This is a genomic window from Agathobaculum sp. Marseille-P7918 (genome assembly GCF_964248325.1).
Classification (GTDB): Bacteria; Bacillota; Clostridia; order Oscillospirales; family Butyricicoccaceae; genus Agathobaculum.
In genome coordinates this window covers 97,302-120,774 of record NZ_CAXTXI010000010.1, presented here as the reverse complement: position 1 = coordinate 120,774, position 23,473 = coordinate 97,302, and the positions used below count along the sequence as shown (strand labels likewise).

Below are 23,473 nucleotides of genomic sequence, written 5' to 3'. Positions count from 1 at the left end.
ATAGCCTTTTTGCACGCCTGTCGATTAAGTTGCGCAGCATTGCGCCATAGACAGATATACAAAATGTTGATTTTGTCATGAATACCTTGCATTTACGATTGTTCTGTTCGGATAAAGCCAAACCGGTATTCAGAAGGAGGATGGCTGTGCAATTTCTATTTCCCTTTGAAAAAAACCGCTACTTTCCCCATAAGCGAATGCGCTCGGCCGATTTTTCCAGAGAATTAGCCTACATGGATCATAAATTTCAGTTTCTCGGCCGCTGGATATTCGGAACAGGCCCTGCATGCGGCCTGGAAGTGCAGCGACTGGACTCTGACTCCCTTTTAATCTCGCCCGGCATGGCGGTGGATGATCTGGGGCGATGCATCATCGTAGATGAACCGGCCATCTGCCGCATCCGCACCCTCCCCGGATTTGACGATCTGAACGGAGAGACGGCATTGCTGTGGCTTTCTTATCGCGAAGAGTTAAAAGATCCCGTCACAGTCGCCGGCGAACAGGAGGAGCAACAAGAGTACACGGTATGTGCGGAACGCTACACGTTCGCCCTGAGCGATATGTCTTTTCTTCCCCCGGATGCGGTGGACGCATCCCTCTATTCGCGCAGTATGATTTTTGAGGATGAAACGCTTCACATTGAGCAGGTGATTCCCCGCGTTTTATCTGCACAGCACCCCTCCAAAATCCGCCTGATTCTGCAAAATTTTTCACTTGATACCATTACGGTTCGCATTCTCTATCAGCCGGAGCTTCCCGGTTTTTGTATGGAAAACGGAGAGAAACGGTTATGTTGGGAGCAATGCGTCAAAGTTCCTTGCGGCTTTATCTCAATAGATCTGACCGTCGTTCCGGATACGACAGCGCGATCCGCGCCGTTCACCCTGTCCTCTGACGGACTGACCGTTCAAATCCAGGGGCGGAAACGATATGCCAAAAGCAGTTTTTACGAAGAGCTAAAACTGACGCAGCGCGATCCTCTGGAAGTCTTATCCGCGCAGCTCTCCTCTCTTTCCTTACAACAGCTGTATGGAGATGAAGAATGCCGCGGCATTCCAATTGCAGGCATTCGCTTTTTGCGGTATGACGATGGTTTTTTGCTGGATGATGTCGTGCCTTTATATGAAAGGTATCGAGCGCATTTTCCGGCGATTACACAAAGGCTGCATCAGTGCAGCACCTTTTTCCCGTCCGCAGCGCAGCCGGATGCAGCATCTGCCCAAAAGGCTGTGTCGGAAACGCATAGCGTCCCTGCAGCAAAACCCAATCCGCGGGTACGGCATATGACCACCGGAGTGGTCACCTTACAGGCGGGACTGCATTTGCAGGCAGGGAAGATTTTGTACAGCAATGAGATTATGCATCGTCTCGGACCCGGATCGGTCTATGTGGATTTCGGCATTGAGCATATCTATCCTTCTGTACAAGCAGATCGCAACAGTACCGATTTACTGTTTGGTGATGTTTCCCTGTTTGTACAGAGCAGCGGCAGTTATGAACAGAATCTGGACAAAGGCATTCGGATTCATCCGGATAAAGGCACCTTTGAATTGGCTGTGCGCATCAAGGCGCCTTTGCATCAATCTGCGCTGCACCTTCGCTGGTTTGCATGGCGAACAGAGGAGGAGGTGGAGCAGCCGATAACCAATTATAAACTCATTCGTTTGGAGCCCAGTGTGGCTTATGTTAAACCTGGCGAAGTCATCCACTTTGTTCCGATTTTTGAAGAAGGCAACATGCCCTGTGAGTTTTTCGTGCCGGAAAAGCAGGCAGGTCTGATTACAAGAGACGGCATTTATACGGCGCCGGAACGGGAAGGCCTATATCAGGTATGCGCACAGATCCTGGAAAAGCCGGAAACCCGCATCAGCGCCTTTGTAATTGTTCAAGCCGTGGAAGAAGGGATGCAGCATGCAGCAGGCAATATTTGAAGGACTGACCGTGCTATACCGGGCGCATAACAGCCAAGCGGGGTGTTCGGAACTGTGCCAAGACGCATCGGGAGCAAAGGAAATTCGCATCCGCATTCGCAATCCTGCCATACAGAAAGAGGTTTTGGCGCAGTCCAAAGCGCATCTTTCCGTGCGCCTGTCTCAAGGCGTGCTGGATTTGCTTCTGCCGTGGCAGGAAGGTCAAACCTTACCGGCATGGTTGTCTGCCACCCAGCCGAGTTTGGGGCAAAGAAGGGATTGCTGCTTATCTTTGCTTGCGGAACTCATTGGTTTTCCTGTGGTGCCAAGCCTGATTGCCCTGTCCGCCGCAACAGAAAACCTGTGTTTTGCCTCGCAGCGCTGTTATTTGCATCTGCTGCCCAAACTATCGGTCTGGCGGTCTGGCATTACACCGGAGCAAATGATCCATTCTGTTGCAGCGTTGATCAAAGAAATTTTGACCGCGAATCTAAGCGCCGCCGATCAACGTCGTTTTCCGGTTGAAATGCAGCTGTTCTTACTGCGCTGTGATCTGGGGGCTTACTCTCAATGGGATTCCCTACAGCAGGATCTTGCCGCTTTGCCAGAGGAGCTTCTTCCTGCGGACTGGTTTTTGCAAAAAATACGTGCCCGAATCGAACAAACAGCCACCCGATACGCCCCGATGACGATGCGTATTGTCGCAGCATGTCTGGCAGTTGCCGCACTGCTGTCACTGGTTGGCACTTATCGGATATGGGAAAACAATCAAAACAGCACTTGGCGCGGGATGCCCACAGTTGGTGATCAGGTACTGCACCAAGAGGAAGAAGGCGCGCAATGAGCCGATTTTTTTCTTGGCTGGCAAAGCACAAGCATGCTTATCTGTATACCGCCGCCGTATTGCTGCTATCGCTGGCGGTTGGCAGCAGTGTGAGCCTGCTGCAACGTAATACCTATCTGCCGACACTAAGCGGTGATATTTCCGCCATTACAGTCACGGATGAAACCGTCCTGTGCGTGGTGTCCCGAGAACAGGACAGCTTTCTTCTGCGCATGGATACCGGCGGCACATTGCTCAATTACTGCCGGCTCGATTCCGATCAGGGAATCGAACGGCTGGCAGTCAGCGGCGAGCAGATTTACGCCATCAAGGCTACATATCACGATGGCGAAACCACCCAAAAATTGGTGTCATTTTGTTTGGAAGAACAATCCATGACGCCCCGAACCATCCTGGATCTGTCCGGTCTGCCGGATGAACGCGCATCCGATATTGTCTGGCAAAGCCTGGCTTTAACCGACAACGGCTCCCTCCTGCTGGGCGGAACGGATACGCATGGAAACGGATATTCCCTGTCCTTCGATCCGGAAACCAGCAGTTATCAATTAGAGCAACCTCTGCAGGACGCGGATGTTCTCTTTTTCAGCTTGTCAGGGCAAAAGCAGCTTATTTGGGTGTCAAATTCCTGTCAAGTGCATTTGGAGCGCAACGGACAGCAAGTACGGAATTTACTGGATGGACAGAGTACAACCCCACAGCAACCCTTTTTCTGTGACCAGTACGGCTTCCTGTCCGACAGTATCACCGGCGATATTTATAAAATTGATGCGGACGGTTCTGTAGAGCTGTTCCGGAAGGGAACCGACATCATTCCTCATTCCAACGATACCTATGATCAGTATGCTGCATACACGGTATACCAAAATGCCGACGGCAATCTTTGCGTTGCAGGGGTTTTCAGTTCGGATGACGGCGTGACCATCGTCGGCGAAGAATGGAGCATGGATACGCTTCACCTCGGCCGCCACCGACTGATGCTCTTTTGGCAGCATAGTTGGCCTATTGCGCTGGTCGCGCTGATAATATTGCTGCTTGCGTGCCTTTGGTTTGAAAGAATTTTGCGCTCTCCCCGTCTGTCTACACGTTTGACGCTTTTTGAGTTGCTTGCCGCCGTTATTCTGCTGGTGTCCGTAACCGCGATTCAATACCGCGCCTATCAGAGCACCCTTTTGGACGAAGCGTATCAAACTTTACATCTGATCGGCGGCAGTCTAGCGCTTTCTTTGGAATCGGATACACGCATGACCGACCAAGAGCTCGATAATATAGTCCGGCAAATGCGCAATCAGATATATGCCGCATTAGCAGAGGAGGGCAAGACGTATACTTTGCGGGTCCTCCGGCAAACGTCAGACGGTCCTGCTATCGGATATGATAATCACATACCCGCAGGATATTTACTGGAAGATGTGGAAAGCCACAGCTATGTTCTGGCAGTGAATGAAACGTTTTATTCCCACACCGCCAGCATCCGGATGCTGCGCGAAGCGCTATCGACCAATTACCTGTATTGCCAAACCTTTCAACAGGGCGATCAACTCTGCTGCGTGACGGTATCCCTGCCGCGCGTTATCCTGCTCGAAGGACAAACACGGTTTTTTCAGCGCATGGCACCGATACTGGCCGTGTGTATCCTGCTGTTTCTGCTGCTTCTTTGGAAAACGCGGCGGTTGTTGGCCCCGCTGAACTCCATACGCGCAGCACTGGAGGAATTCTATTCCTCCGGCGGGGGCAACCAGATGGTGCTTTCGGATATACCGCACACCGAACTTTATGACATCGCTTTGGTATTCAATCAGCTTTCTCTGGAAACCAAGATTCAGTTCAACGCCCTCAAAACCATGAATCTTTCGTACCGCAAGCTTGTTCCAAACAGCATGTTGCACTTTTTGGGCAAGTCCAGTGTATCCGACTTGACGGCAGGCGAAACGGTAGCCATTGACGCGGCATTACTTATTCTGGCCCCCAGCCAACCGGATCATGAAAACAGCCGGATCATGCCCCTAATCAACGATGCGACCGAAATGATCGGCGCGTTTGACGGAATCGTAATCGACCATGACGAAGGGCTGGATTCACTCACCGCATTCTTTGCTGACGATGAGACAGCGCTTGCGTGCGCCAGAGCTTTCATCACCGACCATAACTTCGTCACGGCGGCAGTTTTGCAGGAATCGATTGAATTCGGCGTATTTGGCGGCAGCCATTTGCTGTTTCCGCTGGCGCTCACCCCCTATATGGCCCGAAGATTCGATGCGATTGCCCTGATGCGCCGTTTTGGCGCCAAAATCATACGATGCGATTCCCATACCGCCGGTCTGCGCCTGCTGGGCTGGGACGATGGACGAACATTTTATGAGGAAACCGTCTGGCGAACGCCCGACTGGCAATCTGCCTGGAGAAATGTGGATGCGCTCTGGGCGCAGGCACTGGAACTATACTGTCAGCACGATTTTGCCGCTGCCATGCGCAAGTTTGCCGGGATTTTACGCGCAATGCCGGGGGATGAAGCGGCACACTGGTATCTGTTTCGGTGTGAATCGTTTCGCGATGCAGCGCAAAAAGATGTAAACACAGATCTTCTGCAAGGATGGAAGGATAAGTGATGAAATCTGCAAATCAGCAAAAAGCGAAGGTCGGACCGGAAAATTATTGGCACATCGGACCAGTCTATATCCGAAAATGGCTTGCGCTCACCATCATCGGTACGGTATCCTTACTCATCTTAGGTGTGTTTGGCCCGCCAACCATATTGCTGCACCCCTTGCCCAATGCGCCGCCTATATATCACTACGACGACCCCGCCTTACGCTCCATCTCCGGCGTAGTACAGATCGAGGACGATTCCGGATGTATTCGCTATGTCGGCGATGTGCTCAACGGTGCGTATACCGGCAAAGGCAAGGTATATGATCGCTTTGGCGTGCTGTGCTACGACGGTCCGTTAGTGAACGGCGTTTATCAGGGTAAGAATGCCAACGTATATTCCGATGGTGTGTTGGTCTATTCCGGCGATATGTCTTCCAACGTATACGAAGGATATGGACGCAGAACCGATCCACAGACCGGCGTAATCAGCGAGGGACAGTTTTCAAACGGTATGTTAGAAGGCGAGGGAAAAGAGTACGCTGCCGATGAAATATTGCTGCGGGAAGGCGTCTTTTCTCACGATTTACTAAATGGACAGGGGAAAGAATACACTTCCTCAGGTATTTTACTGCGAGAGGGAACTTTTTCGGAAGGTCTGCTGCACGGGACAGGAAAGGAGTATACGCAAAGCGGCTCTCTGCTTTATGAAGGCACCTTTGCGCACGGGCTTTATCACGGCAGCGGAAAGCTGTATGATGCAAGCACCCACTCCCTGTGCTATGAAGGGACGTTTACATCAGGCAAACCAATCGGGGTGGGAAAAATCTATCACCCGAGCGGACAGATTCTTTACGAAGGAACGGTCTATGACGCCCGTCCGCGCGCAGATGCGTTTCTGGGGCTTTCCTTAGCCGAAGTGGAGCAGGCGTTCTCCCAGCACTGGCAAATCTATGTCTGGGAAGACGTGACCGCATTTGTGTATCCGTATTTTCATCTAATGTTCATTTCCCAAAGTCCGGTAGAACTGATTTCTCCCGCCGAAGAGAACACACAGGCGCAGCAGAAGCGGCAGGAATTGCTGGACGCTCTGCGTCCGACCGCGCAATCCGATGCCGATCCTGCAAAATCCGCTGCGCGCACGCCATCCGAATCTGCACGGCAAAATACAGACTATACCGATGAGATCCTGTCTCCGGAAAGCGATCACAGCTCTATTCTTATCACGCAAGTGCTTTCCTACGGAGCAAAACTGCCCGGTCTCGAACACATGGAGAACGAACAGTCATACACAACCAAGAACTTGATCTGGCAGGAATGGTTCAGTGATTATGCACTCGACAACGCTTCGAACAGCGTTTCGGTCAAGCAGACGGGGCAGTTTATCTATCGCTTCACGCCGATAAAGTACAAAGCCGCAATGGATTTTGAAAGATCAGTGGCGGCAAACGATACGTTGGAAACCACCACGGCCTGGAGAAGCGATAAAAGCCAGACGCTCTGGTATCAGAGCGCAAAATGGAGGAAGGCATCATGAGTATGCAGCCTGTTTTTCAACAAGCAGGAGATCTGCTGCTGCACCTATTGAACGAAGCGCTGGTTCCCGCGGTGCTCAACCATGAGGACTGCATTCGCATAACCTATCCCCACGCGGAACAGGACTATCAAATCGGTATATTTTTATATGATATTGAAGAGATTCGTCCCTACGGCACACCATTGCCCGTCCGCATAAGCGAAACCCAGCGGCAAGGGGCAAGTCTGAACATCTCCTTGCATTTTCTTGTGTATGCTAATCGCAGCATGGCGTTTCAAAGCATGACAGCGCAGGACGAAATCATTCTGATGGAAGCAGTGGTCCGAGCGCTACACAACAACGAACCTGTTGTGTTGGAAGGACAAAAGCTGAGCATCCGGTTAGAATGCCTGACACGGCAGGAAAAAACGTCACTCTGGCAGAGCTTCGGCAGCGGTTTGCAGCCCGCTATCTATTTGGTGATGGAGCCTATTGTCATCCCCAGCACCAGACTGGAGCAGGTTATCCCTGTGCAAAGTTTCCATCTCAAGACTCCCAAAAAGGTGGACGGCCCGCTTTGACCGTCGGCAGCCATCTGCTGTATGCATGAAATAAATCAATCTCTGTACCATTCGCCGAATTATCCGGCGTGACATGTTCATTGTAGAAAGAAGGTATTTGACTATGGCAGAGTATTTAGCACCGGGTGTATATGTGGAGGAATTTGATTCCGGCGTCAAGGCAATGGAAGGCGTTGGAACCAGTACGGCAGGTTTTATCGGGCTGGCAGAAAAAGGCCCTGTCAGCGGTCGCCCTGTTCTTCTGACCAGCTTTGCGGAATACCAGCGGCGATTTGGCGGATATCTCTCTGCGTTGGAATACGGTCCTTACCGTTTTTTGCCCAACGCAGTCGAGCAGTTTTTTACAAACGGCGGCAGCACTTGCTATGTCATGCGAGCAGCTCCGGAAGACGCAGCCACAGCCAAAAGTCCGGACGGGCCTGTCACCGTTACCGCGCTGGATCCCGGGGCGTGGGCCAACACCATGCAGGTTTTCTTTTCCCGCTCGGTCCGCGCCAAAACGCAAATTCTCGCGGTGCAGGATGGCACGAACGGAAAACAATTTCAACTGAAGAATTCCGCCGGTTTTCGTGCGGGCGATATCATCGCCTATCGGTCCGAGAGTGAAACGACCTATCAAAAAATCACTGCAGTCAACGGCACGTTGGTTACGTTTGACGAGGCGCTGCCGGATGATGCGGTGGATACCGATTTGGTGCCGAAGCATACAATCGAGGCTTGCGGCATCGATATGGTCATTCGCTGCGGCGAACAGGAAGAAAAGTACCCCGCCTGTTCACTGAACCCAGTCGCTCCCGACTACTTAATCGCCGCCTTAGAAAAATCCACCATGGCGGCGATGACACTGACGCTGGAGGACAAAGTGGACGACCTGCTGGTGCTGCTCGGCGGTACCGCCGATATGGAGGAGCTGCGCGTGGAACTGCGCGACGGCCTAAACGGAACGCTCAATGCCGTCAACGCAGGGGTGTTCAATGGTACCGACGGTGGCCCCGGCAAGCGCACGGGTATAGAAGCGTTTCAAGAAATCACGGATGTATCCATCATGGCGATTCCCGGCGTCACCGACGCCAATGTGCAGGCTAAGCTGATCGCTCATTGCGAAAACCTGACCAACCGCTTTGCTGTGTTGGATGCACCTCTGGACTGCACCGGCGTGGACGAACTCAATCTCCATCGCAGCGCGTATGATACGATGTATGCCGCCCTGTATGCGCCGTGGGTGCAAATATATGACCCTCTGCTCAAGCGTGCGGTGTTCATCCCGCCCTCAGGATCTGTCTGCGGCATTTATGCCCGCACGGATGTGGAACGCGGAGTACATAAGGCGCCGGCCAATGAAATTGTCAAAGGCTGCACAGGTCTGTCCGTTAGTTACAATGAAGCGGAACAGGGCAAGCTGAATCCCAACGGCGTCAATCTGATCCGCGCCATCCCGGGTCAGGGTATCCGGGTCTGGGGCGCCCGTACCTGCTCAAGCGACGGGAACTGGAAATATATCAATGTGCGCCGTCTGTTCATCTTTCTGGAGGAATCCATCCGAGCCAATACCGGCTGGGTGGTTTTTGAGCCAAACGATGAAGCGCTGTGGTCACGGGTGAAAGGCACGATTTCGCTGTTTTGGGAGACGCAGCGGCGCAACGGTGCACTGATGGGCTCAACGGCGGACCAGGCCTACTATGTCAACGTCGGCACAACGACCATGACGCAGGATGACATTCTCAACGGTCGCCTAATTTGTGAAATCGGAGTGGCACCGGTGCGCCCGGCAGAATTCGTCGTCTTCCGCATCACCCAGATCACGCAAAACGCCACTTAATAAAGGAGGCAACGCGCAATGGCAGAAATGATTTATCCCTATAAAAAATATAACTACAAAGTGCTAATCGATAATAAGGAAGAAGCAGGATTCAATGAAGTGTCTTCTCCCGATGTCACTGCCGATCCGATCGAATATCGGGAAGGCAATACAGCCGGCAAAACACCGGGCAAGCAGCCCGGCATCCTGAAGTATTCCAATGTAACGCTTAAACGCGGCACAACCGATTCCCAGATCTTTGTCGCATGGATGAAGGACATTCAGGCCGGCAAAGCTACCCGCAAAACAGTGGTCATCACCCTGATGGATGACGAAATGAAAGAGGTTGCCTCATGGCAGCTGGAAAAGGCATGGCCCACTAAATACACCGCGCCCGATTTCAACGCTACCAGCAACGAAGTAGCCATTGAGAGTCTAGAACTGGTTACAGAAGGTGTAACACGCACCAAGTAAGGAGGAATAGAATTGGAATTGCAAATCGTTTACCCCTTTCAGCTTCCCAAGGGATATCTCGATTCCGAAGGGAACCTGCACCGGGAAGGGCGTATGCGTCTGGCTACAGCCGGCGATGAGATGAGTGCTTTACGCGATCCCAAAGTAAAAGCAGACGAAAGCTATGTCAACGCCGTGCTGCTCAGCCGGGTTATCGTCAATTTGGGAACACTTACCGAAATCACCCCCGAAACCATAGAAGGGCTGTTCATCTCGGATATGGAATACCTGCAAAATATGTATGATATCATCAACAAAACAGACAAACCCCAGATTCAGGTGACCTGTCCACATTGCGGACAACAATTCAACGATACCTTAAATTTTCTGGGGGCGGGATGAATTTACAATCTCCCAGAGAGCTGTATCATCAGCTCGCATTCATCTCGTACTATTTTCACTGGGATTTAGAAACCGTGATGGCGTTACCCCATCTCGAGCGGAAAAAATTCTGTGAGGAGATCAGCAGGATCAACCGACAAGCCAATGCGGAAGAGAAAAATCTGTTCGATGTATGATAATAAGGAGGAAACGATGCCGTGGACCCATTGGCCGCCTATAATTTCCACGTGCAGATCGAAAAAACCGAGTTTGGCTTTTCCAAAATTTCCGGTTTGCAGCGCACGCGGGAAAACTTTGTCTATCAGGAAGGTGGATTGAACGACCGGATTCATGTGTTGCCCGGTCCCGTCAAGTCATGCGGTACACTTTGTTTGGAACGCGGCGCCTATTTTGGAGAGTATTTCCCCTTCTATTTGACCGGGGAGCGGATCGGTTGGCCCATGCGCGTGGAGTTATGGTCATTCATGCCGGAATACAAGCTGGGCAAGGTATATACCCTGACCGGATTGGTGGTAAAAAGATGGGAGGCGAGTGAACTAGATGCACTGCAAAATACGCTCCTTATCGACCGGTTTGAACTCGACTATGAGTATATTGAAATATCCCAATCGTAAAAGGCCGCTATGTGCCGTCCATCCCATGCGCTGCTCCGTCGGACATCACATCCATTTGGATTTTTCCGACAGTCTCGTGCTTCGCAAAACAAGACCCGAACGAAAAACCAAGCCGCCTGCACCGGTTATGCAGCAAACCATACAGCAAACCGTGATCCATTTCCATCAGGTGAATCACCGTCATATTCTGCACAGAACCGATGCGCTTCAATACCTGCACACCGAGACGTTTTTACTGCTGCCCCGGCTACAACACCGAGAAGGACGCGAGCCGGATGATATCCGTTCTCGTCCGGCCCATGCCGCACAGAGACTGCTGCGTCTTTTTTCCTTCGAGAGCACCAAGCGTCAGCTTCTTCCGTTTTACAGCAATATTGTGCACAGCGTCTTGGAAGAGGAACAAGAGTGCTATAAAAGTCGGCCATCGCAGGCAATTTCTTTGATCTGGAATCTATTCGGCCGTCAGCAGGCATTCCGCACGCTGACTCGCTTCTATATGAGCGCGGTTGAAAAGCTGGGCACCAACTATTACCCCGCTCTGCACGGAAAAAACGCGTTATATCTGGCAGCGGGTGTTGTGCTGCACAGTCAAATTTATCGCCGTTATGTACGGCAGCTTTGGAGTGGGGAAAACAGGCATATCCCGATGCGTTATGCCTATCACGAGCAAGCGATCACCGAAGACGTTTTGAAATTGCAGGTGGCCCGCCGGGTAGTCCCGCCCCGGGAACCTCTCGCAAAAATAGTTCATACGCAGCCGGAGGCACGCCCTGCACAAGAGTCGGCACCCGTACAGGAGCTGCATCTCAGCGAAGCGGATTTTCGTGCTTTGGTGCAGGGTGTTACCGCCTCACTTGGTCGGCAAAGCCGCCTGGAAGCCCTGCGAAGAGGAGGAAATTGAGTGAGCACCTTAAAAAAAGCCTGCATTTTTGATCCAGATAATAACAAGAAGTCTTTCTATGTGCAGTTCAATCCGAATACACTCAGCTATGCTGCGGGGTCGAATACCTCGCAATCCTGTGGAGAGGCAAGCAAGAACGGTTTGGGCCACAATGGACAGGTGCAAGGCGATCCGACCGGTGTGACAGGATTGTCCACGCTATCCGCCACGTTGTTTTTCTATACATATCAAAACGAAACCAGCTATCAGGATGTGCGCAAGGAAGTCAACCGCATTCGCGCTTTTCTGCGCCGCAGCAATGACGGAAACGGCGTCATAAGTCGAAAAATCGGCTTTTCCTGGGGTACCTTAACGATGAAAGGCACGTTGGAAAGCATCAGCGCTTCCTACCAAATGTTTGCGGAAGACGGAACGCCTGTGCAGGCGGAAGTGTCCATCACCATTCTTGGGGAAGACCCGGATGTGACAGCGGATGGAAACGATCATGCGGCAGAAATCAAGATTTTAAAAGATGCCGTTGCTTCATGGCGGGAACAAAACGAGATTCCTGAATCCATCGGCTGGCTTTTTGCGTAAACAGCGAGGACACAGATATGGATTTTTCAGCTCTTTACAAACAATATGACGGCATGGCCGCACCGGCCTATACGCTGAAGGTAGGTAAAGCAGAATTGCAGATCGGCGACGATGTGAAATTGCTCCGCGCGGTATGCGAACTGACCTGCCGACAGAATGCGGGATACCTGCTGGTGGAGGCGGTCATGAATCCGAACGGAACCAACGGCAGCGCTTGGCTGGATGCATTTCAAATCGGTGCTGTAGGTTCGTTTTCACTGGGCTATGGCAGCAGAAAAAAAGCGATCTTTTGCGGCATCCTGTACGAGGTGCACTGGGACGAGCCATTGTCTCAGGGGCCTTTGGGACTGGAAGCGGTGTTTCTGGATGTGCGGGGACAACTGATGCACTCCGCCTGCGCAGATGCCGGCAGTACCCGTACGCTGTCTCAAATGATAGAGACGATTTTGGAGCAAGACTGTTGCAAAAAACTGGCTGCCAGCCGTGAAATTGATAAGCTCCCCACAGACTGGGATTTGCCTGTGCAGCGTTCCGGCCTTTCCGACTATGAACAGCTGTGCCGCGCGGCATCTTTTCTATGTTATGAATTTTATGCATACGCCGATACGCTTTATTTTGGACCGCCGCGACCGGTCAGCAGCCCTGTGCTCACTTCCAGCGATACCACAGGGCTGATCCAACTACGCCGCCGCAATACGCTGGAGCATCAATGTGCCGCGGTGGCTGTCAGCGGAGCGGATGATCAAGGAAAACGCATTTATGTCCGGCACGCAAGAAGCCGGGAGCATGGCTTTGGCTGCAAACAGATTCGTTCAGCACTCACCAACGATCTGCACCAGCCTGAGCCTACTGTGCGCACGATGTCGCAGGCACAATATCTGGCAAAGGCACGAATGGAACAGCGGCAGCGGCAAACTGCCGGTCTTATCGGCATCTGTCTGGGCGCGCCGGAGCTTCGTCCCGGCCGCTTTATCAAGGTATCCGGGTTCAGTCAGGCCGTCAATGGGACTTATTATGTATATACCGTGCGGCATACGCTGGATGCAGGCGGTTACAAAACGGATTGGGAAGCGGAGAAATAAAATATGTCGGAGGAGGTTGTTTTGCGGGGCAAGGTAAGCGCCTATGCCACAGACAAGGACAAAGGCCTGGTAGAGGTAAAAATCGCCGCTTACGATTCGAAAAACAATACCGTTCTTGCCCGTGTGGAACAAAGTATGTCCGGCGTTTACTGGTTGCCGGAGATTGATGATGTGGTAGAGGTTGCACTGCCCCAATCGCCCGGATATGAAGCACGCATCATACAAGTTCACCGGCAGGCGCAGGACCAGCAGGTAACTGATTGCTGGACGCAAAACAATGACCGCAAGCAGTTCCGCACCCGCGCAGGACACACCCTCACTATGGACGACACACAGGATAACGGGCGAGTGACCCTGCGTACCGCCGGCGGTCTGGAGCTGGTAATGGAGGATCAGGGACAAACCATTGCCCTGCGTACCGAGCAAAAGCAAGAACCCTTTTTGCTGCTGGACATGAAAAATGACGAGATGACGTTCGCAGCTGTGACAAAAATGACCCTCCGCTGCGGCGATACATCCATTGTCTTTGACAGAAATGGCGATATTTCGATCTGCGCCAAGGGGAAACTAAAACTGAGTGGCAGCGAAGTCTGCGTACAAGCGCAGAGCAAGCTGTCGGGCAAGGCGCAGCAAGTGGAGCTGAGCGGTACCATGAGCGCTGCGCTGACGGGAAAGAACAATCTGCAAATTAACTCTTCGGGCCTTACGCAAGTGAAAGGCGATGTAATCAAATTAAACTGAAAGGAGCCTGTCCTATGGGCGCTATGATGTATCCCTGTCACCTGAAAAGCGGTCTGGGACGTTTTCAGTCCATGACAGAGCTGGAGGAAATTGCTCAATCGGTGCGCATGATTTTATTGACTAGGCGCGGAGAGCGTCCCTATCGTCCGAATTTCGGTACGCGGTTAGATCAATTTGCCTTTGAGAATTTGGATACTACGATCCGCAACCGCATTCGTCAGGAAGTGGTGGCCTGCCTCCAGACTTGGGAGCCGCGCATCTGGATGATCGAGGTATCCTTTCCCTCGGCTCCACAGGACGGGCAGCTGATCGTGCAGGTTGAATATCAGCTGCGCACCAGCGGAATCAAAGGAAACTCTCAGATCGAATTGAGTATCACATGAAGCAAGCCGTTATCCAAACAGGAGGCAGCCGTATTGCAAACAATGGATGAGCGTTTTTTATCCCGTATTGGCAGTTATTTGCCTGCATGGCAAATCCGGCCGGGCGACGGCCAGCCGGAAGCAGCCGTCTTGTATGCCGCATGGCATATGTTGGACGACACAAGAATGCGCATGGCCCGTCTTCCGGAAAAACACGAAATTGAATTCCTGCGCGCATGGGGACTGGAACCCACAGAACCCACCCCGATGTCTGCCTATGCCGCTCTCTCTGCCCCGCTTGGGGAAACCGTCCCCGCAGAAAGTCAGTTTTATCTTGCCGGCAACGGAACAAGACTGTGGAAAACCACGCAAACCGTGTATGCCGAATCGCTACAGCTGACTTGTCAGATACTAGAAAGCGGACGACTGGGCAGACTACTTCCCCTCTCGCCGCCCACGGAAGATGCTCCCAGCCGGTTGTTCGACTTCCGTGCTGCAGGAGAGCAACGTCAGGCGGCACGATTCGCCCATTCGGATGCGTTTCGCTCCCTCACCGGCTGCACAGTTTGCCTATCCATTCAATCAGAGAATACCAACCTTGCGTGCTTTTTGAGCGACGCTGCGCAGGTGCGCTGGTCGCTGGAACTGGAAAACGAGAGCGTACAGGCACTCGAAATGCCGCATCAACAGCGGACAAACCTATTTTTCGACCTGCCGCCTGCGCCAACAGCCACTGCAATCATAGCAGATATCCTGCCAGGTGCCGCAACCCCTGACGCGATGTGCAGCGGCGCTTGCGTATCTGCCAAACGAGATCCCATGCCCTACCAAACAGCGTTGTGTGAGGAAGCCGCTGTAACCGCCGGCGATTTCCATCCCTTCGGCTTCCGGTTGGAGCCATGGCGCACCTGCTATGTGTGCTGCCCGGATGCGTTTTCCCTGCGGGGTGCGCAAGTGACCATCTCCTATACCCTTTCCGAATCTGTGCGGGAGGAACGGTTCCCCGGCACCGACCAGCCGCCTGTGTACCGGCCTGTGATGCGCCGTCTGCCGACACCACCTGCACCGCCGTGCGACGTCTATGCGCAGAGCGTTCTGTGGGAATATTGGAACGGCAATATCTGGCTGCCCATTCCGGACATGCAAACCATACTCTCCGACTTTTCCACCGAAGGCATCTCTGAAAAAAGGATTCAGCACCAGATCCGCTGGCCTGCGGATGCGCAGCCCTGTGAAGTGCAGGGTCAGCGAAATTACTGGCTGCGCTGGCGCGTGACACAAACGGATGACAGCGGAACGATGCCCCGCCGCATCCACGTACCGGAAGTCCGGCAATTTTGCTCGGGGCAATATTGGAGTCCGCTCCCGTAGAGATTTCTATTTGCAGCGGCTTGACCACCCAATTTCAAAGATGGCATGGCAATGCGGACGCCCCTTTTTTCCCGGCGCTTGGACCCGAAAAAGATGGCTGGTGGCTTCGGTTTGACCGTACGCCTTACGGCGAATCGCTTTCCCTTTTCGTTGCCCTAACCGGACGGACAGCGGGCACTCAATTGACCGCATGGGAATCCACACCGGAAGGGCTGCATCCGCTCATGTTAGAGGATGGAACAGATGGGCTGCGTCACAGCGGCTTGCTGCGGCTTACCGATATGCGTTTTACGCAGACCGAACAATTTGGTCAAAACGGCTGGTGGATTTGTTTCCGTGATGAAAACGGTGTTTTATCCCGAGGAAAAGTATTTCCGCTCCTTTCTGGACTGTATGCGGGCGCGGTCTGCCTGCAAGCCATAAGTGAGGATACCTGCGTATGCGGCGAATCCGCGCTTCCCTTTCAGGGCGGAGCAATTTCCGGTGTCATTCTGACAAACAGCTTCGGCGGAGCACCGCTGGAATCGGACGACGAAATTCTGTCCCGCGCCCGGCTGCGCCGCCACCATTTAGGACGAGGCGTATCCGCATCAGACATGGCACAACTGATACGGGAACGATTTCACGATGTGTTGCAGGCGCACATTGTAAGAGAGGAAAACCGCATAGCGGTGACGGTGCTGATGCGTGATGCGCACCAGCACAGCGCTGCCTTTTCCCGGCGAAAGGAGGACATTGTCCATCTGTTGATGACGAAAACCGTCATCCCAACGCTGGGGCTTGCTGTCGAAGTGCGTGAACCCAATTTTTATCCTATCAGCGCGATGATTTGGATACGTACCGCACCAAATTGCGATTTCCAGACGGACAGCGAAGCAGTGCGCTGCGCACTGACGCAATTTCTCAATCCAGTAACCGGCGGATTTCAAGGAAACGGATGGCGTATCGGCAAATTACCTGAAAGCATGGAGCTGCAAAATTATTTGCGCAACTGCCTGCCCTCTCTCAAAGTGATGAAAATTCTGCTTACTACGGTGACGCCGCAAGGCGCAGAGCTGGACTATGCACAAGTGCGCGACCCGTTGGCGCTTCCGGTTTCCGGCAACCATACCATTCGAGCGGTAAAGGAGATTTCTTGTGATGATCGACATCAACTTGGATACCTCACGCCAACAGGATCTATATGAGAAAGCCTGTCAGGATATGGCCCGGCAGATACCCGGCTGGACGGACGCCTTTCCCAGCGATCCGGCCGTCGCAGTGCTGGAACATTTGAGCTATCTCTCCGATATCCAAAACTATATTTTGAATCAGATAACCGAGGTGCACTATCTGGCATACTGTAAGCTTTTGGGTGTAACGCCAAAACAGCTGATGCCTGCACGACTTCTTGCACTGCCCGATCCGGCTGTACCATGTCCGCGCGGGAGACGCTTTCAGATCAGCGGTATGCCCTTTGAAGTATCGAAAAATCACGATCCTGATCTTCCGCAAATCACACAGGTGGTTTTTGAAGCAGAAAACAGCACATATGTGCTGAAGGCAGCAAGCCCACTTGCACTGCAAGGGAAAACGCCGTGTAGTCTGATTCTGACGCTCTCCAATATGCTGCCGGCACAAAACACTCCGTATCGTTTTTGGGTTTCCATCCTCCCGGAAGCCGAGCGCAATCCGCCGTCCAAAATCACAACACCGCCGGTGAAAATTAGTGCACAGATTCGCGTAGGAAAACAGTGGCAGACGGTACCCTGTACCGATGAGACCTACGGATTTCTGCAAAGCGGCTTTCTTTCCATCGTGCCGGTCGAGCCAACCGATGCAATCGCTTTCCGCATACATGGCATCTGGGAAAATATCCCGCAGCTGCAAACAGTCTGCTTGGAGCCGGTTGTATTGATGCAGCAGCATACGCGCAGCATCTGCATGGATTTGACCGCCCCATTTTCGCTGCCGCAGATTGTGCGCCGGCAGTGGAAGCTGTTCTTTCTTACACCCTGTAATAACGGTTGGAAGCGACAACCGTTTGTGCTGGGTGCGAATGAGCAGATCCACGGTTGGAACGAGCAGCCGTCGGAAACTATCCGCGTGATAGCTGTAGAACCGGACTTTCACGCATTGCGCGATCTGCAAGGCATCGCGATGGAGGAATTGGCATTGGAAGAAGACGGTCTGCAACCGGAGCAGCTGCAGATCATGGTGGAGGAAAACGGCCTATGGTATGACTGTCCCGTTTGCATGCCGAAAAACGGAAAAACACTACCCCGCGGTTGCCGATGGGATCCATATCGACGCGCCATTCGCTTTGGCGATGGGCGGGATTATCTGCCGCCATTGCCCGGGCACGCGTTGATCTCCGGCTGCGTTCTGTCTGCCGGCAGCGCTGCCAACGGCGCAAAAGGAATACTAAGCGGCAGCGGAGATGCAAAACTGACGGTACTGTCTGCCGCCTGCGGTGGGCAGGATGCTGAACGGCCCAAAGAAGCCTTTGCCCGTGCTGCGTGCGTGCAGAATCAGCCCATGCGAGCGGTAACCTGCAAGGATTATGAAATGTTAACTCGACGCACCCCGGGGCTTGCGTTAGAACAGGTACGGGCCATTCCCAAAAAAATGCTGGATGGCAGCAGCCCGGGAGTCGTGCTGCTGGTCAAACCCCGATCCCATTGCCCTCAGCCGACACTCAGTCCCTGGCAGCACATGCAGTTGTCGCTTTTCTTGAAGCCGTATCGTTTGCTGGGTGTTCCACTGGAAATCCGCGGCCCACGATACTGTCCGTTTCGTGTGCATGCCGTCTTGCAGACTACGGAACCGGTTTCACAGGATAAACTGCGCGATACGCTTCTTCCCCTTGCCGATGGCGTAAGCGGCACTTTGGATTTTGGCGCAGAAATATCGTATACAACGCTTTACACTGCATTATGCAGCATGGATGGTGTCCGGTCGGTGCGCAAGCTGGAGATAACCCCTCTGGCGCGCGGCATTGCGCGTTCATCAGACGGCGGCATCCTACCGGCAGCGGATATGCTGCCCTGTCTGACAGAACTGGACATTGTCCAGTCGCAATGAGAAAGGAGACTTGGCTCGTTATGGATCACAGACTGCGGCATTACCGATCCAGCTGGGATCTGCATCAATGCGGCTGGCTGGAGCAGGAACGTTTCCGCTCCAAATGGTATTTGGGACTGTCGCGTGGTATGCAGTGGCTGCGGCTGACCGTTAACGGTACGGCGCAGATGCATATACGGGTCTATGCCTGCGATGATCCACCGGATGATTTTCGGGATGTGGAGGACAGACCTGTGCTGGAACGAACCGCAGAAGATCTTCTGTTATACGAAGCAAAAGGCCGCTATCTGGCTTTCACCGCAGAACCGGGAGAGGCTCTGCGCAGTTTTACCCTTTCCTTTCCCGGGCGCTCGATTGCCGAGGGACTTCCTATCGTCCTGCAAAACGACGATACTCTGCGTACACTGTTGGCTGTCTGCCAGTCCGAATATCTGGATTTGACAGCGGAAATGCATGAATTTCCCACTCGTCTGAATCCCGCTCATCCCAACGCTCTGCCACAGCTGCCGGGGTGGATCGGTGCGCAGCAGTGGATGAGTAATTGTTCTGCTGCAAAGAAGATTTTGCCGCATATACCCCTGCTGACGCGATTGCGCGGGACGCGGCGCGGCCTGCAACTGCTGGCAACGCTAGCAACCGGCTTCCCCTGCCGGATTATGGAAACGCACGGATGTACAGACGGCTGCGCATGGGAGGCGCATCAGCAAGGCACCGCAACCTCTGAAGAGATCTCCATTCTGATACCGCCATGTGCAAATCCGAAAGATGTGCAATATCTCCGTATGATTTTGCCGGATTTCATTCCCTTCGGCGTATCCTATACGCTCGTCCATCTGGAGGAAGGCGCACCGATGGATGGGCACAGCTACCTGGATGAAAATTCCGTTTTAATCGAACCGTCAATCTGTGAAATGGACGGTACAGACATTGATGGCACAATATTGGAGTGAATTTCATGGATGGCTACCAAACAAACAGTGACTGCATTCTGGATTATGTGACGCTGTTTCAACTGCTCAGTGAAGAGCAGCCAAACGAAGAACAGTGTAAACAAATGCGGAAAAATATTTTAGCCAGAGAGACAGCCACACCGCCAGCTGTAACATTGGCTCCGTCCTATCTGCAGCAGCGATTTGCGCTGTGTGAACGCGACCTTCTTCTTATCATGGCCGCATTGGTTCTGGAAATGGACGGTGGGATGCGCAACCAATTCCGCCGCCGGTATGGCTTGAATCTGCCTACTTTGGAATATGGCCTACAACTAATCGATACCATCTGCCCCAGCTCGTGTGAAACACTGGCAGAGCTGAGCGGTGAAGGAGTGCTTTGCGCCTTGCTTCTCCCCTCGGCAGAATCCACCATCTATCCTATTGAGCGTCCGCTGATTCTGTGCCGAAGCGCTTTCGCCTGTCTCACCGGCCTGCAAATCGCGGATATTCCAGGATGCATCCTGCGCATGGAACAAGACAAACCTTGGCTTGATCTGCACGAAAAAGCGCTCGGTCAAGTGGCTGTCTGGTATGAAAGCGGAGCGACGCATCCATTGTACCTTTTGGGATTGACCGGAAGTGGACGGCGCACCCTGCTGCACCGTGTCTGCGGACGATTGATCTGTGGTGACTTGACCGGAATTGCCACCTATTCTGCTTTGGAACAACGACATATTTTGCAGGATATGGTCGTACTGGCCCGGCTGTTAGAGGCACCGGTGTGCGCGCAGCCGGACGGCGACGGGCAAGTCAAGTATGCATTAGAACATCTGTGCCGCAAACATGGCGTTCCATTGGTCTTTCTGGCAGAGAACGAAAGCGAATTGCATGGCATATGCGAGGTGGTACGCTTGCCCCGGCAACTGACTGCACAAGCGCAGCAAAGGATATGGGACGCATTCGTCCACAACGCCCTGCCGGGCACCCAACCAAATGGTGCGATGACGATCGGGGCGTTGCTCGAAATTGCAGAGCGCGCGAAATATCTGGCAGAGGTATCCGGACGGCAACAAGTTTCCCGGCAAGATGTGCAGCAGGCGAGTTTGCAGTGCAGTAGCGCGCTGGAATTCGGCGTCTACCATGAAATATCGACGTCCATAGAGGATATGGTATTGCCCAATCCGATTCAGCAACAGCTGAAACTTATCTGTCTGGCGGCCCGATGCAGCGCCCAGCTGTATCGCTGGCGCCTTCCGCAAAGCCATGCAGGCGTGACAGCAGTATTTCACGGGCCGTCCGGCACCGGTAAGACCATGGCAGCATCTGCCATCGCGCACGAACTGGGCATGCCACTGCTGCGGGCAGACTTGTCGCAGATCATGGATAAATACATTGGTGAAACAGAAAAACATCTGGAGCGGCTGTTCCAGTGCGCCCGAGAGAATCACTGCGTGCTTTTGTTCGATGAAGCGGATGCCCTTTTTGGCAAGCGGACGACCCTATCCACTGGGCAAGATAAATATGCCAATGTTTCCACGTCCTATTTGTTACAGGAAATCGAGCAATATGATGGCGTAGCGATATTATCCACCAATCTGCTCAGCAATTTTGACCATGCATTTTTACGACGGCTGCAATATATCGTCCGCTTTTTTCTTCCGAATGAAAGCCTGCGGGAACAACTATGGCGACGTGCCATTGCGGAAGATCGCCGGGAGGGTGAGATTCCCTTTGACAAATTGGCACAGGCAGAGCTAAGTCCGGCCCGCATTTATGCAGTCGCGTGCAATGCAGCGGTGATGGCAATGGCAGGCGGCTGTGAACGGATGCGCACTGCACAGATTCTGACGGCATTGCAGCTGGAATTGGAGAAAATGGGCAAATCTTTGCCGCGAGAATTAGCACAGCACACAGAACAGGCAGGAGGGATCGGAATATGCATGCCATGACCCGGCGGCCGCCATCGGCGAAAAAGGCGAAACGCAGCACCAGTTGGACCAATATCGTCACACAGATGAAGAAGGATTTTGAAAGGCGCAACGGTTTGTCCTTTGCCAACGTGCAAGTGCACTTTCATTCGAGCAAACCGGCGAAAGTCGGGGCCGTCGCCTGTATCCAAGGCGCTGACATTGATATTGCATCCGGCTATGAATGGGCGCTGCCGCATGAATTGGGACACTACCCACAGCAGGCGCTGGGCTTGTCCCAAGCCACGTGCAACATCAACGGTCTGCCGGTGGATGCATCTCCGGAACGAGAGCGTGATGCCAACCGGCGCTGCTGGGCGGTGCAAAACGGAACGGCAACCCGTTCAGCGGCAGTCCTACCGCATCTGAACACAGTGCAGCTGCCAATACAGCGTTTAAAAGACAACGAGTTCAATGAATTGGTCATGGTCTATGCAAGAAAATATTTTTCCGGATACTTATGGCACGACAAGCTGGAAATGGCAAAAAAAGATTGCGAGGAAGCACTGAAAACATACTGGAGTTTTTTTCATGACGAGCTGGATTCTGCCGCTCCCGGTATGTCGGAAGCTGATATTGAAAATGAAAAAGCCGCCGCATATCAACGCTACATTGCAAAACTGGATTATTTTGATGCCTTTGAAATCATTCGCGGTTGGCGCCGCCGACGTCTGGATACTCTGGATACATCCAAGCCTCGTACCATTGTCGTGACATTTGGCGATCAGGGTTTGGAAACCGTCCGACATGCACAGAAAAGCGGCTTCTGCGTGATTGCGACCTCGCCGCAGTTCGACTTTGGTACAGAAAAAGTAGATAAGCGCCTCGCCAAAATTAACCGGACAACAGAGTATGATCCGCAGGCAACTGTGCAGCTTTATGAGAATATTGAGCTGGATGATCTGGGAAATGCAATGGATACAGCGGAGAACAAAGCGTTACCGCTGCCGCTGATAGCAGAACGCCGTGAGATGATTGCTGCATTCGATCACCCTTATACCACTGGGGTAGTCAGCACACACTACGGCAGTAACGATGATGTCAAAGCGTTATGCAACAGCTTTTTTCAGTTTACACGGAAAAACGGGATCGGTCGCGCACAGATGACGGTACGAGCAGTGAATGCAGGCGAACGCTCCACACTCGGCATATATGAGTTAGCCCCGCAGGGATTTTCCGTCTACCGTGTGCAGCGCGCACAGTCCAAAAAACATATTCGCACCAATTCTAAAGGCGGCGAATCAACTATCAAGCCACGCGATCATTCTCTTTTATTCAAATTTGTGAATATACAGGCGATGTTTCCCAAATTGATCAGCACCGCGCGAAACATTGCCTCACGGCCCGATGCATATGCAGAAGAGAATACAGCGCATAAAGCAGACCGCTCGATAAAGAAAGAAATAGACAGTTTCCGCGCTGCTTTCCTCCAAGCCGTCCGTAGCCGCAGGGCACCGTACTGGCTCAAACGTATGGAAAGCGCTATAAGTTTTGAGCAAAAGTATCGGCTGAAACAGTCGGTATGGCAGACGCCCTACGAGGCCGCCGATCTCCCTTCATTCTCAAGCGATTTTTCTTTTTTCAAGCGACTTGCAGTACGGGTTTGGGACGCTTATCAATCGCCTCCCGAAACCAAAGCAGACTTCTTATCAGATGACCATTCCAAACCGCTGACTGGTGCAGACTTTATGAATCGATATGCCAGCCGTTCCACAGATGAGGAATTCTCAGACTGAGCTTTGATATGGATTCAGATATGTTTTTCGCTCCTCTCAAA

Annotated in this window: 21 protein-coding genes; all 21 read left to right on the top strand. The window is 52.7% G+C overall.

Translation table 11 applies throughout. The annotated features are described in order from the left end of the window. The first annotated feature begins 233 nt into the window (after nucleotides 1–233). The 21 genes from ACESSO_RS13255 (at nucleotide 234) to ACESSO_RS13155 (ending at nucleotide 23,432) form a co-directional block, all read left to right on the top strand. On the top strand, nucleotides 234–1,931 hold the full coding sequence (locus ACESSO_RS13255; protein ID WP_373165996.1) for a hypothetical protein: 1,698 nt from the start codon (nucleotides 234–236) through the stop codon (nucleotides 1,929–1,931). Continuing rightward, nucleotides 1,912–2,754 carry a hypothetical protein gene (locus ACESSO_RS13250; protein WP_373165995.1) on the top strand — a complete coding sequence of 281 codons (843 nt, stop codon included), beginning with the start codon at nucleotides 1,912–1,914 and terminating at the stop codon, nucleotides 2,752–2,754. Before ACESSO_RS13255 ends, ACESSO_RS13250 begins: the two co-directional genes overlap by 20 nt. After that, complete coding sequence (locus tag ACESSO_RS13245) at nucleotides 2,751–5,360, top strand: hypothetical protein (RefSeq protein WP_373165993.1); 2,610 nt, start codon at nucleotides 2,751–2,753, stop codon at nucleotides 5,358–5,360. Before ACESSO_RS13250 ends, ACESSO_RS13245 begins: the two co-directional genes overlap by 4 nt. Beyond that, nucleotides 5,360–6,877 (top strand): hypothetical protein, encoded by a 1,518-nt coding sequence (locus tag ACESSO_RS13240; protein ID WP_373165992.1) that lies wholly within the window; start codon nucleotides 5,360–5,362, stop codon nucleotides 6,875–6,877. Before ACESSO_RS13245 ends, ACESSO_RS13240 begins: the two co-directional genes overlap by 1 nt. After that, complete coding sequence (locus ACESSO_RS13235; RefSeq protein ID WP_373165990.1) at nucleotides 6,874–7,437, top strand: Pvc16 family protein; 564 nt, start codon at nucleotides 6,874–6,876, stop codon at nucleotides 7,435–7,437. Before ACESSO_RS13240 ends, ACESSO_RS13235 begins: the two co-directional genes overlap by 4 nt. 103 nt (nucleotides 7,438–7,540) lie before the next feature. Further along, nucleotides 7,541–9,256 carry a phage tail sheath family protein gene (locus ACESSO_RS13230; RefSeq protein WP_373165988.1) on the top strand — a complete coding sequence of 572 codons (1,716 nt, stop codon included), beginning with the start codon at nucleotides 7,541–7,543 and terminating at the stop codon, nucleotides 9,254–9,256. Between the two features lie 18 nt (nucleotides 9,257–9,274). Next, on the top strand, nucleotides 9,275–9,709 hold the full coding sequence (locus ACESSO_RS13225) for a phage tail protein (RefSeq protein WP_373165986.1): 435 nt from the start codon (nucleotides 9,275–9,277) through the stop codon (nucleotides 9,707–9,709). A 12-nt stretch (nucleotides 9,710–9,721) separates the two neighbouring features. Continuing rightward, nucleotides 9,722–10,090 carry a phage tail assembly protein gene (locus ACESSO_RS13220; protein ID WP_373165985.1) on the top strand — a complete coding sequence of 123 codons (369 nt, stop codon included), beginning with the start codon at nucleotides 9,722–9,724 and terminating at the stop codon, nucleotides 10,088–10,090. Then, nucleotides 10,087–10,266, top strand: coding sequence for a DUF6760 family protein (locus ACESSO_RS13215; RefSeq protein WP_373165984.1), 180 nt, complete (start codon nucleotides 10,087–10,089; stop codon nucleotides 10,264–10,266). Before ACESSO_RS13220 ends, ACESSO_RS13215 begins: the two co-directional genes overlap by 4 nt. 21 nt (nucleotides 10,267–10,287) lie before the next feature. Continuing rightward, nucleotides 10,288–10,704 carry a hypothetical protein gene (locus ACESSO_RS13210; RefSeq protein WP_373165982.1) on the top strand — a complete coding sequence of 139 codons (417 nt, stop codon included), beginning with the start codon at nucleotides 10,288–10,290 and terminating at the stop codon, nucleotides 10,702–10,704. A gap of 55 nt (nucleotides 10,705–10,759) precedes the next feature. Next, nucleotides 10,760–11,605 (top strand): hypothetical protein, encoded by an 846-nt coding sequence (locus tag ACESSO_RS13205; RefSeq protein ID WP_373165981.1) that lies wholly within the window; start codon nucleotides 10,760–10,762, stop codon nucleotides 11,603–11,605. Beyond that, entirely contained in the window at nucleotides 11,606–12,181 is a 576-nt protein-coding gene (locus tag ACESSO_RS13200) for a hypothetical protein (protein ID WP_373165979.1), read from the top strand. A 17-nt stretch (nucleotides 12,182–12,198) separates the two neighbouring features. After that, the gene (locus tag ACESSO_RS13195; protein ID WP_373165977.1) at nucleotides 12,199–13,263 is read left to right on the top strand and encodes a phage late control D family protein; all 1,065 of its coding nucleotides are present in this window, start codon (nucleotides 12,199–12,201) and stop codon (nucleotides 13,261–13,263) included. A 3-nt stretch (nucleotides 13,264–13,266) separates the two neighbouring features. Then, nucleotides 13,267–14,004 carry a hypothetical protein gene (locus ACESSO_RS13190; RefSeq protein ID WP_373165976.1) on the top strand — a complete coding sequence of 246 codons (738 nt, stop codon included), beginning with the start codon at nucleotides 13,267–13,269 and terminating at the stop codon, nucleotides 14,002–14,004. A gap of 14 nt (nucleotides 14,005–14,018) precedes the next feature. Beyond that, on the top strand, nucleotides 14,019–14,387 hold the full coding sequence (locus ACESSO_RS13185; RefSeq protein ID WP_373165974.1) for a GPW/gp25 family protein: 369 nt from the start codon (nucleotides 14,019–14,021) through the stop codon (nucleotides 14,385–14,387). Nucleotides 14,388–14,420: 33 nt separating this feature from the next. Then, nucleotides 14,421–15,737, top strand: a complete 1,317-nt coding sequence (locus ACESSO_RS13180) for a hypothetical protein (protein WP_373165973.1) — start codon at nucleotides 14,421–14,423, stop codon at nucleotides 15,735–15,737. 182 nt (nucleotides 15,738–15,919) lie between these two features. Further along, on the top strand, nucleotides 15,920–16,924 hold the full coding sequence (locus tag ACESSO_RS13175) for a hypothetical protein (RefSeq protein WP_373165972.1): 1,005 nt from the start codon (nucleotides 15,920–15,922) through the stop codon (nucleotides 16,922–16,924). Next, nucleotides 16,878–18,800: a hypothetical protein gene (locus tag ACESSO_RS13170; protein ID WP_373165971.1), complete on the top strand. Its 1,923-nt coding sequence runs from the start codon at nucleotides 16,878–16,880 to the stop codon at nucleotides 18,798–18,800. Before ACESSO_RS13175 ends, ACESSO_RS13170 begins: the two co-directional genes overlap by 47 nt. Nucleotides 18,801–18,820: 20 nt before the next feature. Further along, nucleotides 18,821–19,750 carry a hypothetical protein gene (locus tag ACESSO_RS13165; RefSeq protein ID WP_373165970.1) on the top strand — a complete coding sequence of 310 codons (930 nt, stop codon included), beginning with the start codon at nucleotides 18,821–18,823 and terminating at the stop codon, nucleotides 19,748–19,750. Between the two features lie 5 nt (nucleotides 19,751–19,755). Further along, nucleotides 19,756–21,678, top strand: coding sequence for an ATP-binding protein (locus ACESSO_RS13160; protein ID WP_373165969.1), 1,923 nt, complete (start codon nucleotides 19,756–19,758; stop codon nucleotides 21,676–21,678). After that, nucleotides 21,666–23,432: a hypothetical protein gene (locus tag ACESSO_RS13155; RefSeq protein WP_373165968.1), complete on the top strand. Its 1,767-nt coding sequence runs from the start codon at nucleotides 21,666–21,668 to the stop codon at nucleotides 23,430–23,432. Before ACESSO_RS13160 ends, ACESSO_RS13155 begins: the two co-directional genes overlap by 13 nt. Nucleotides 23,433–23,473 lie beyond the last annotated feature (41 nt).

Bases quoted from the DNA above. Each gene is read 5' to 3' on its own strand.
- ACESSO_RS13255 (WP_373165996.1), top strand. From the start codon at position 234: ATGGATCATAAATTTCAGTTTCTCGGCCGCTGGATATTCGGAACAGGC.
- ACESSO_RS13250 (WP_373165995.1), top strand. From the start codon at position 1,912: ATGCAGCAGGCAATATTTGAAGGACTGACCGTGCTATACCGGGCGCAT.
- ACESSO_RS13245 (WP_373165993.1), top strand. From the start codon at position 2,751: ATGAGCCGATTTTTTTCTTGGCTGGCAAAGCACAAGCATGCTTATCTG.
- ACESSO_RS13240 (WP_373165992.1), top strand. From the start codon at position 5,360: ATGAAATCTGCAAATCAGCAAAAAGCGAAGGTCGGACCGGAAAATTAT.
- ACESSO_RS13235 (WP_373165990.1), top strand. From the start codon at position 6,874: ATGAGTATGCAGCCTGTTTTTCAACAAGCAGGAGATCTGCTGCTGCAC.
- ACESSO_RS13230 (WP_373165988.1), top strand. From the start codon at position 7,541: ATGGCAGAGTATTTAGCACCGGGTGTATATGTGGAGGAATTTGATTCC.
- ACESSO_RS13225 (WP_373165986.1), top strand. From the start codon at position 9,275: ATGGCAGAAATGATTTATCCCTATAAAAAATATAACTACAAAGTGCTA.
- ACESSO_RS13215 (WP_373165984.1), top strand. From the start codon at position 10,087: ATGAATTTACAATCTCCCAGAGAGCTGTATCATCAGCTCGCATTCATC.
- ACESSO_RS13195 (WP_373165977.1), top strand. From the start codon at position 12,199: ATGGATTTTTCAGCTCTTTACAAACAATATGACGGCATGGCCGCACCG.
- ACESSO_RS13190 (WP_373165976.1), top strand. From the start codon at position 13,267: ATGTCGGAGGAGGTTGTTTTGCGGGGCAAGGTAAGCGCCTATGCCACA.
- ACESSO_RS13185 (WP_373165974.1), top strand. From the start codon at position 14,019: ATGGGCGCTATGATGTATCCCTGTCACCTGAAAAGCGGTCTGGGACGT.
- ACESSO_RS13170 (WP_373165971.1), top strand. From the start codon at position 16,878: ATGATCGACATCAACTTGGATACCTCACGCCAACAGGATCTATATGAG.
- ACESSO_RS13165 (WP_373165970.1), top strand. From the start codon at position 18,821: ATGGATCACAGACTGCGGCATTACCGATCCAGCTGGGATCTGCATCAA.
- ACESSO_RS13160 (WP_373165969.1), top strand. From the start codon at position 19,756: ATGGATGGCTACCAAACAAACAGTGACTGCATTCTGGATTATGTGACG.
- ACESSO_RS13155 (WP_373165968.1), top strand. From the start codon at position 21,666: ATGCATGCCATGACCCGGCGGCCGCCATCGGCGAAAAAGGCGAAACGC.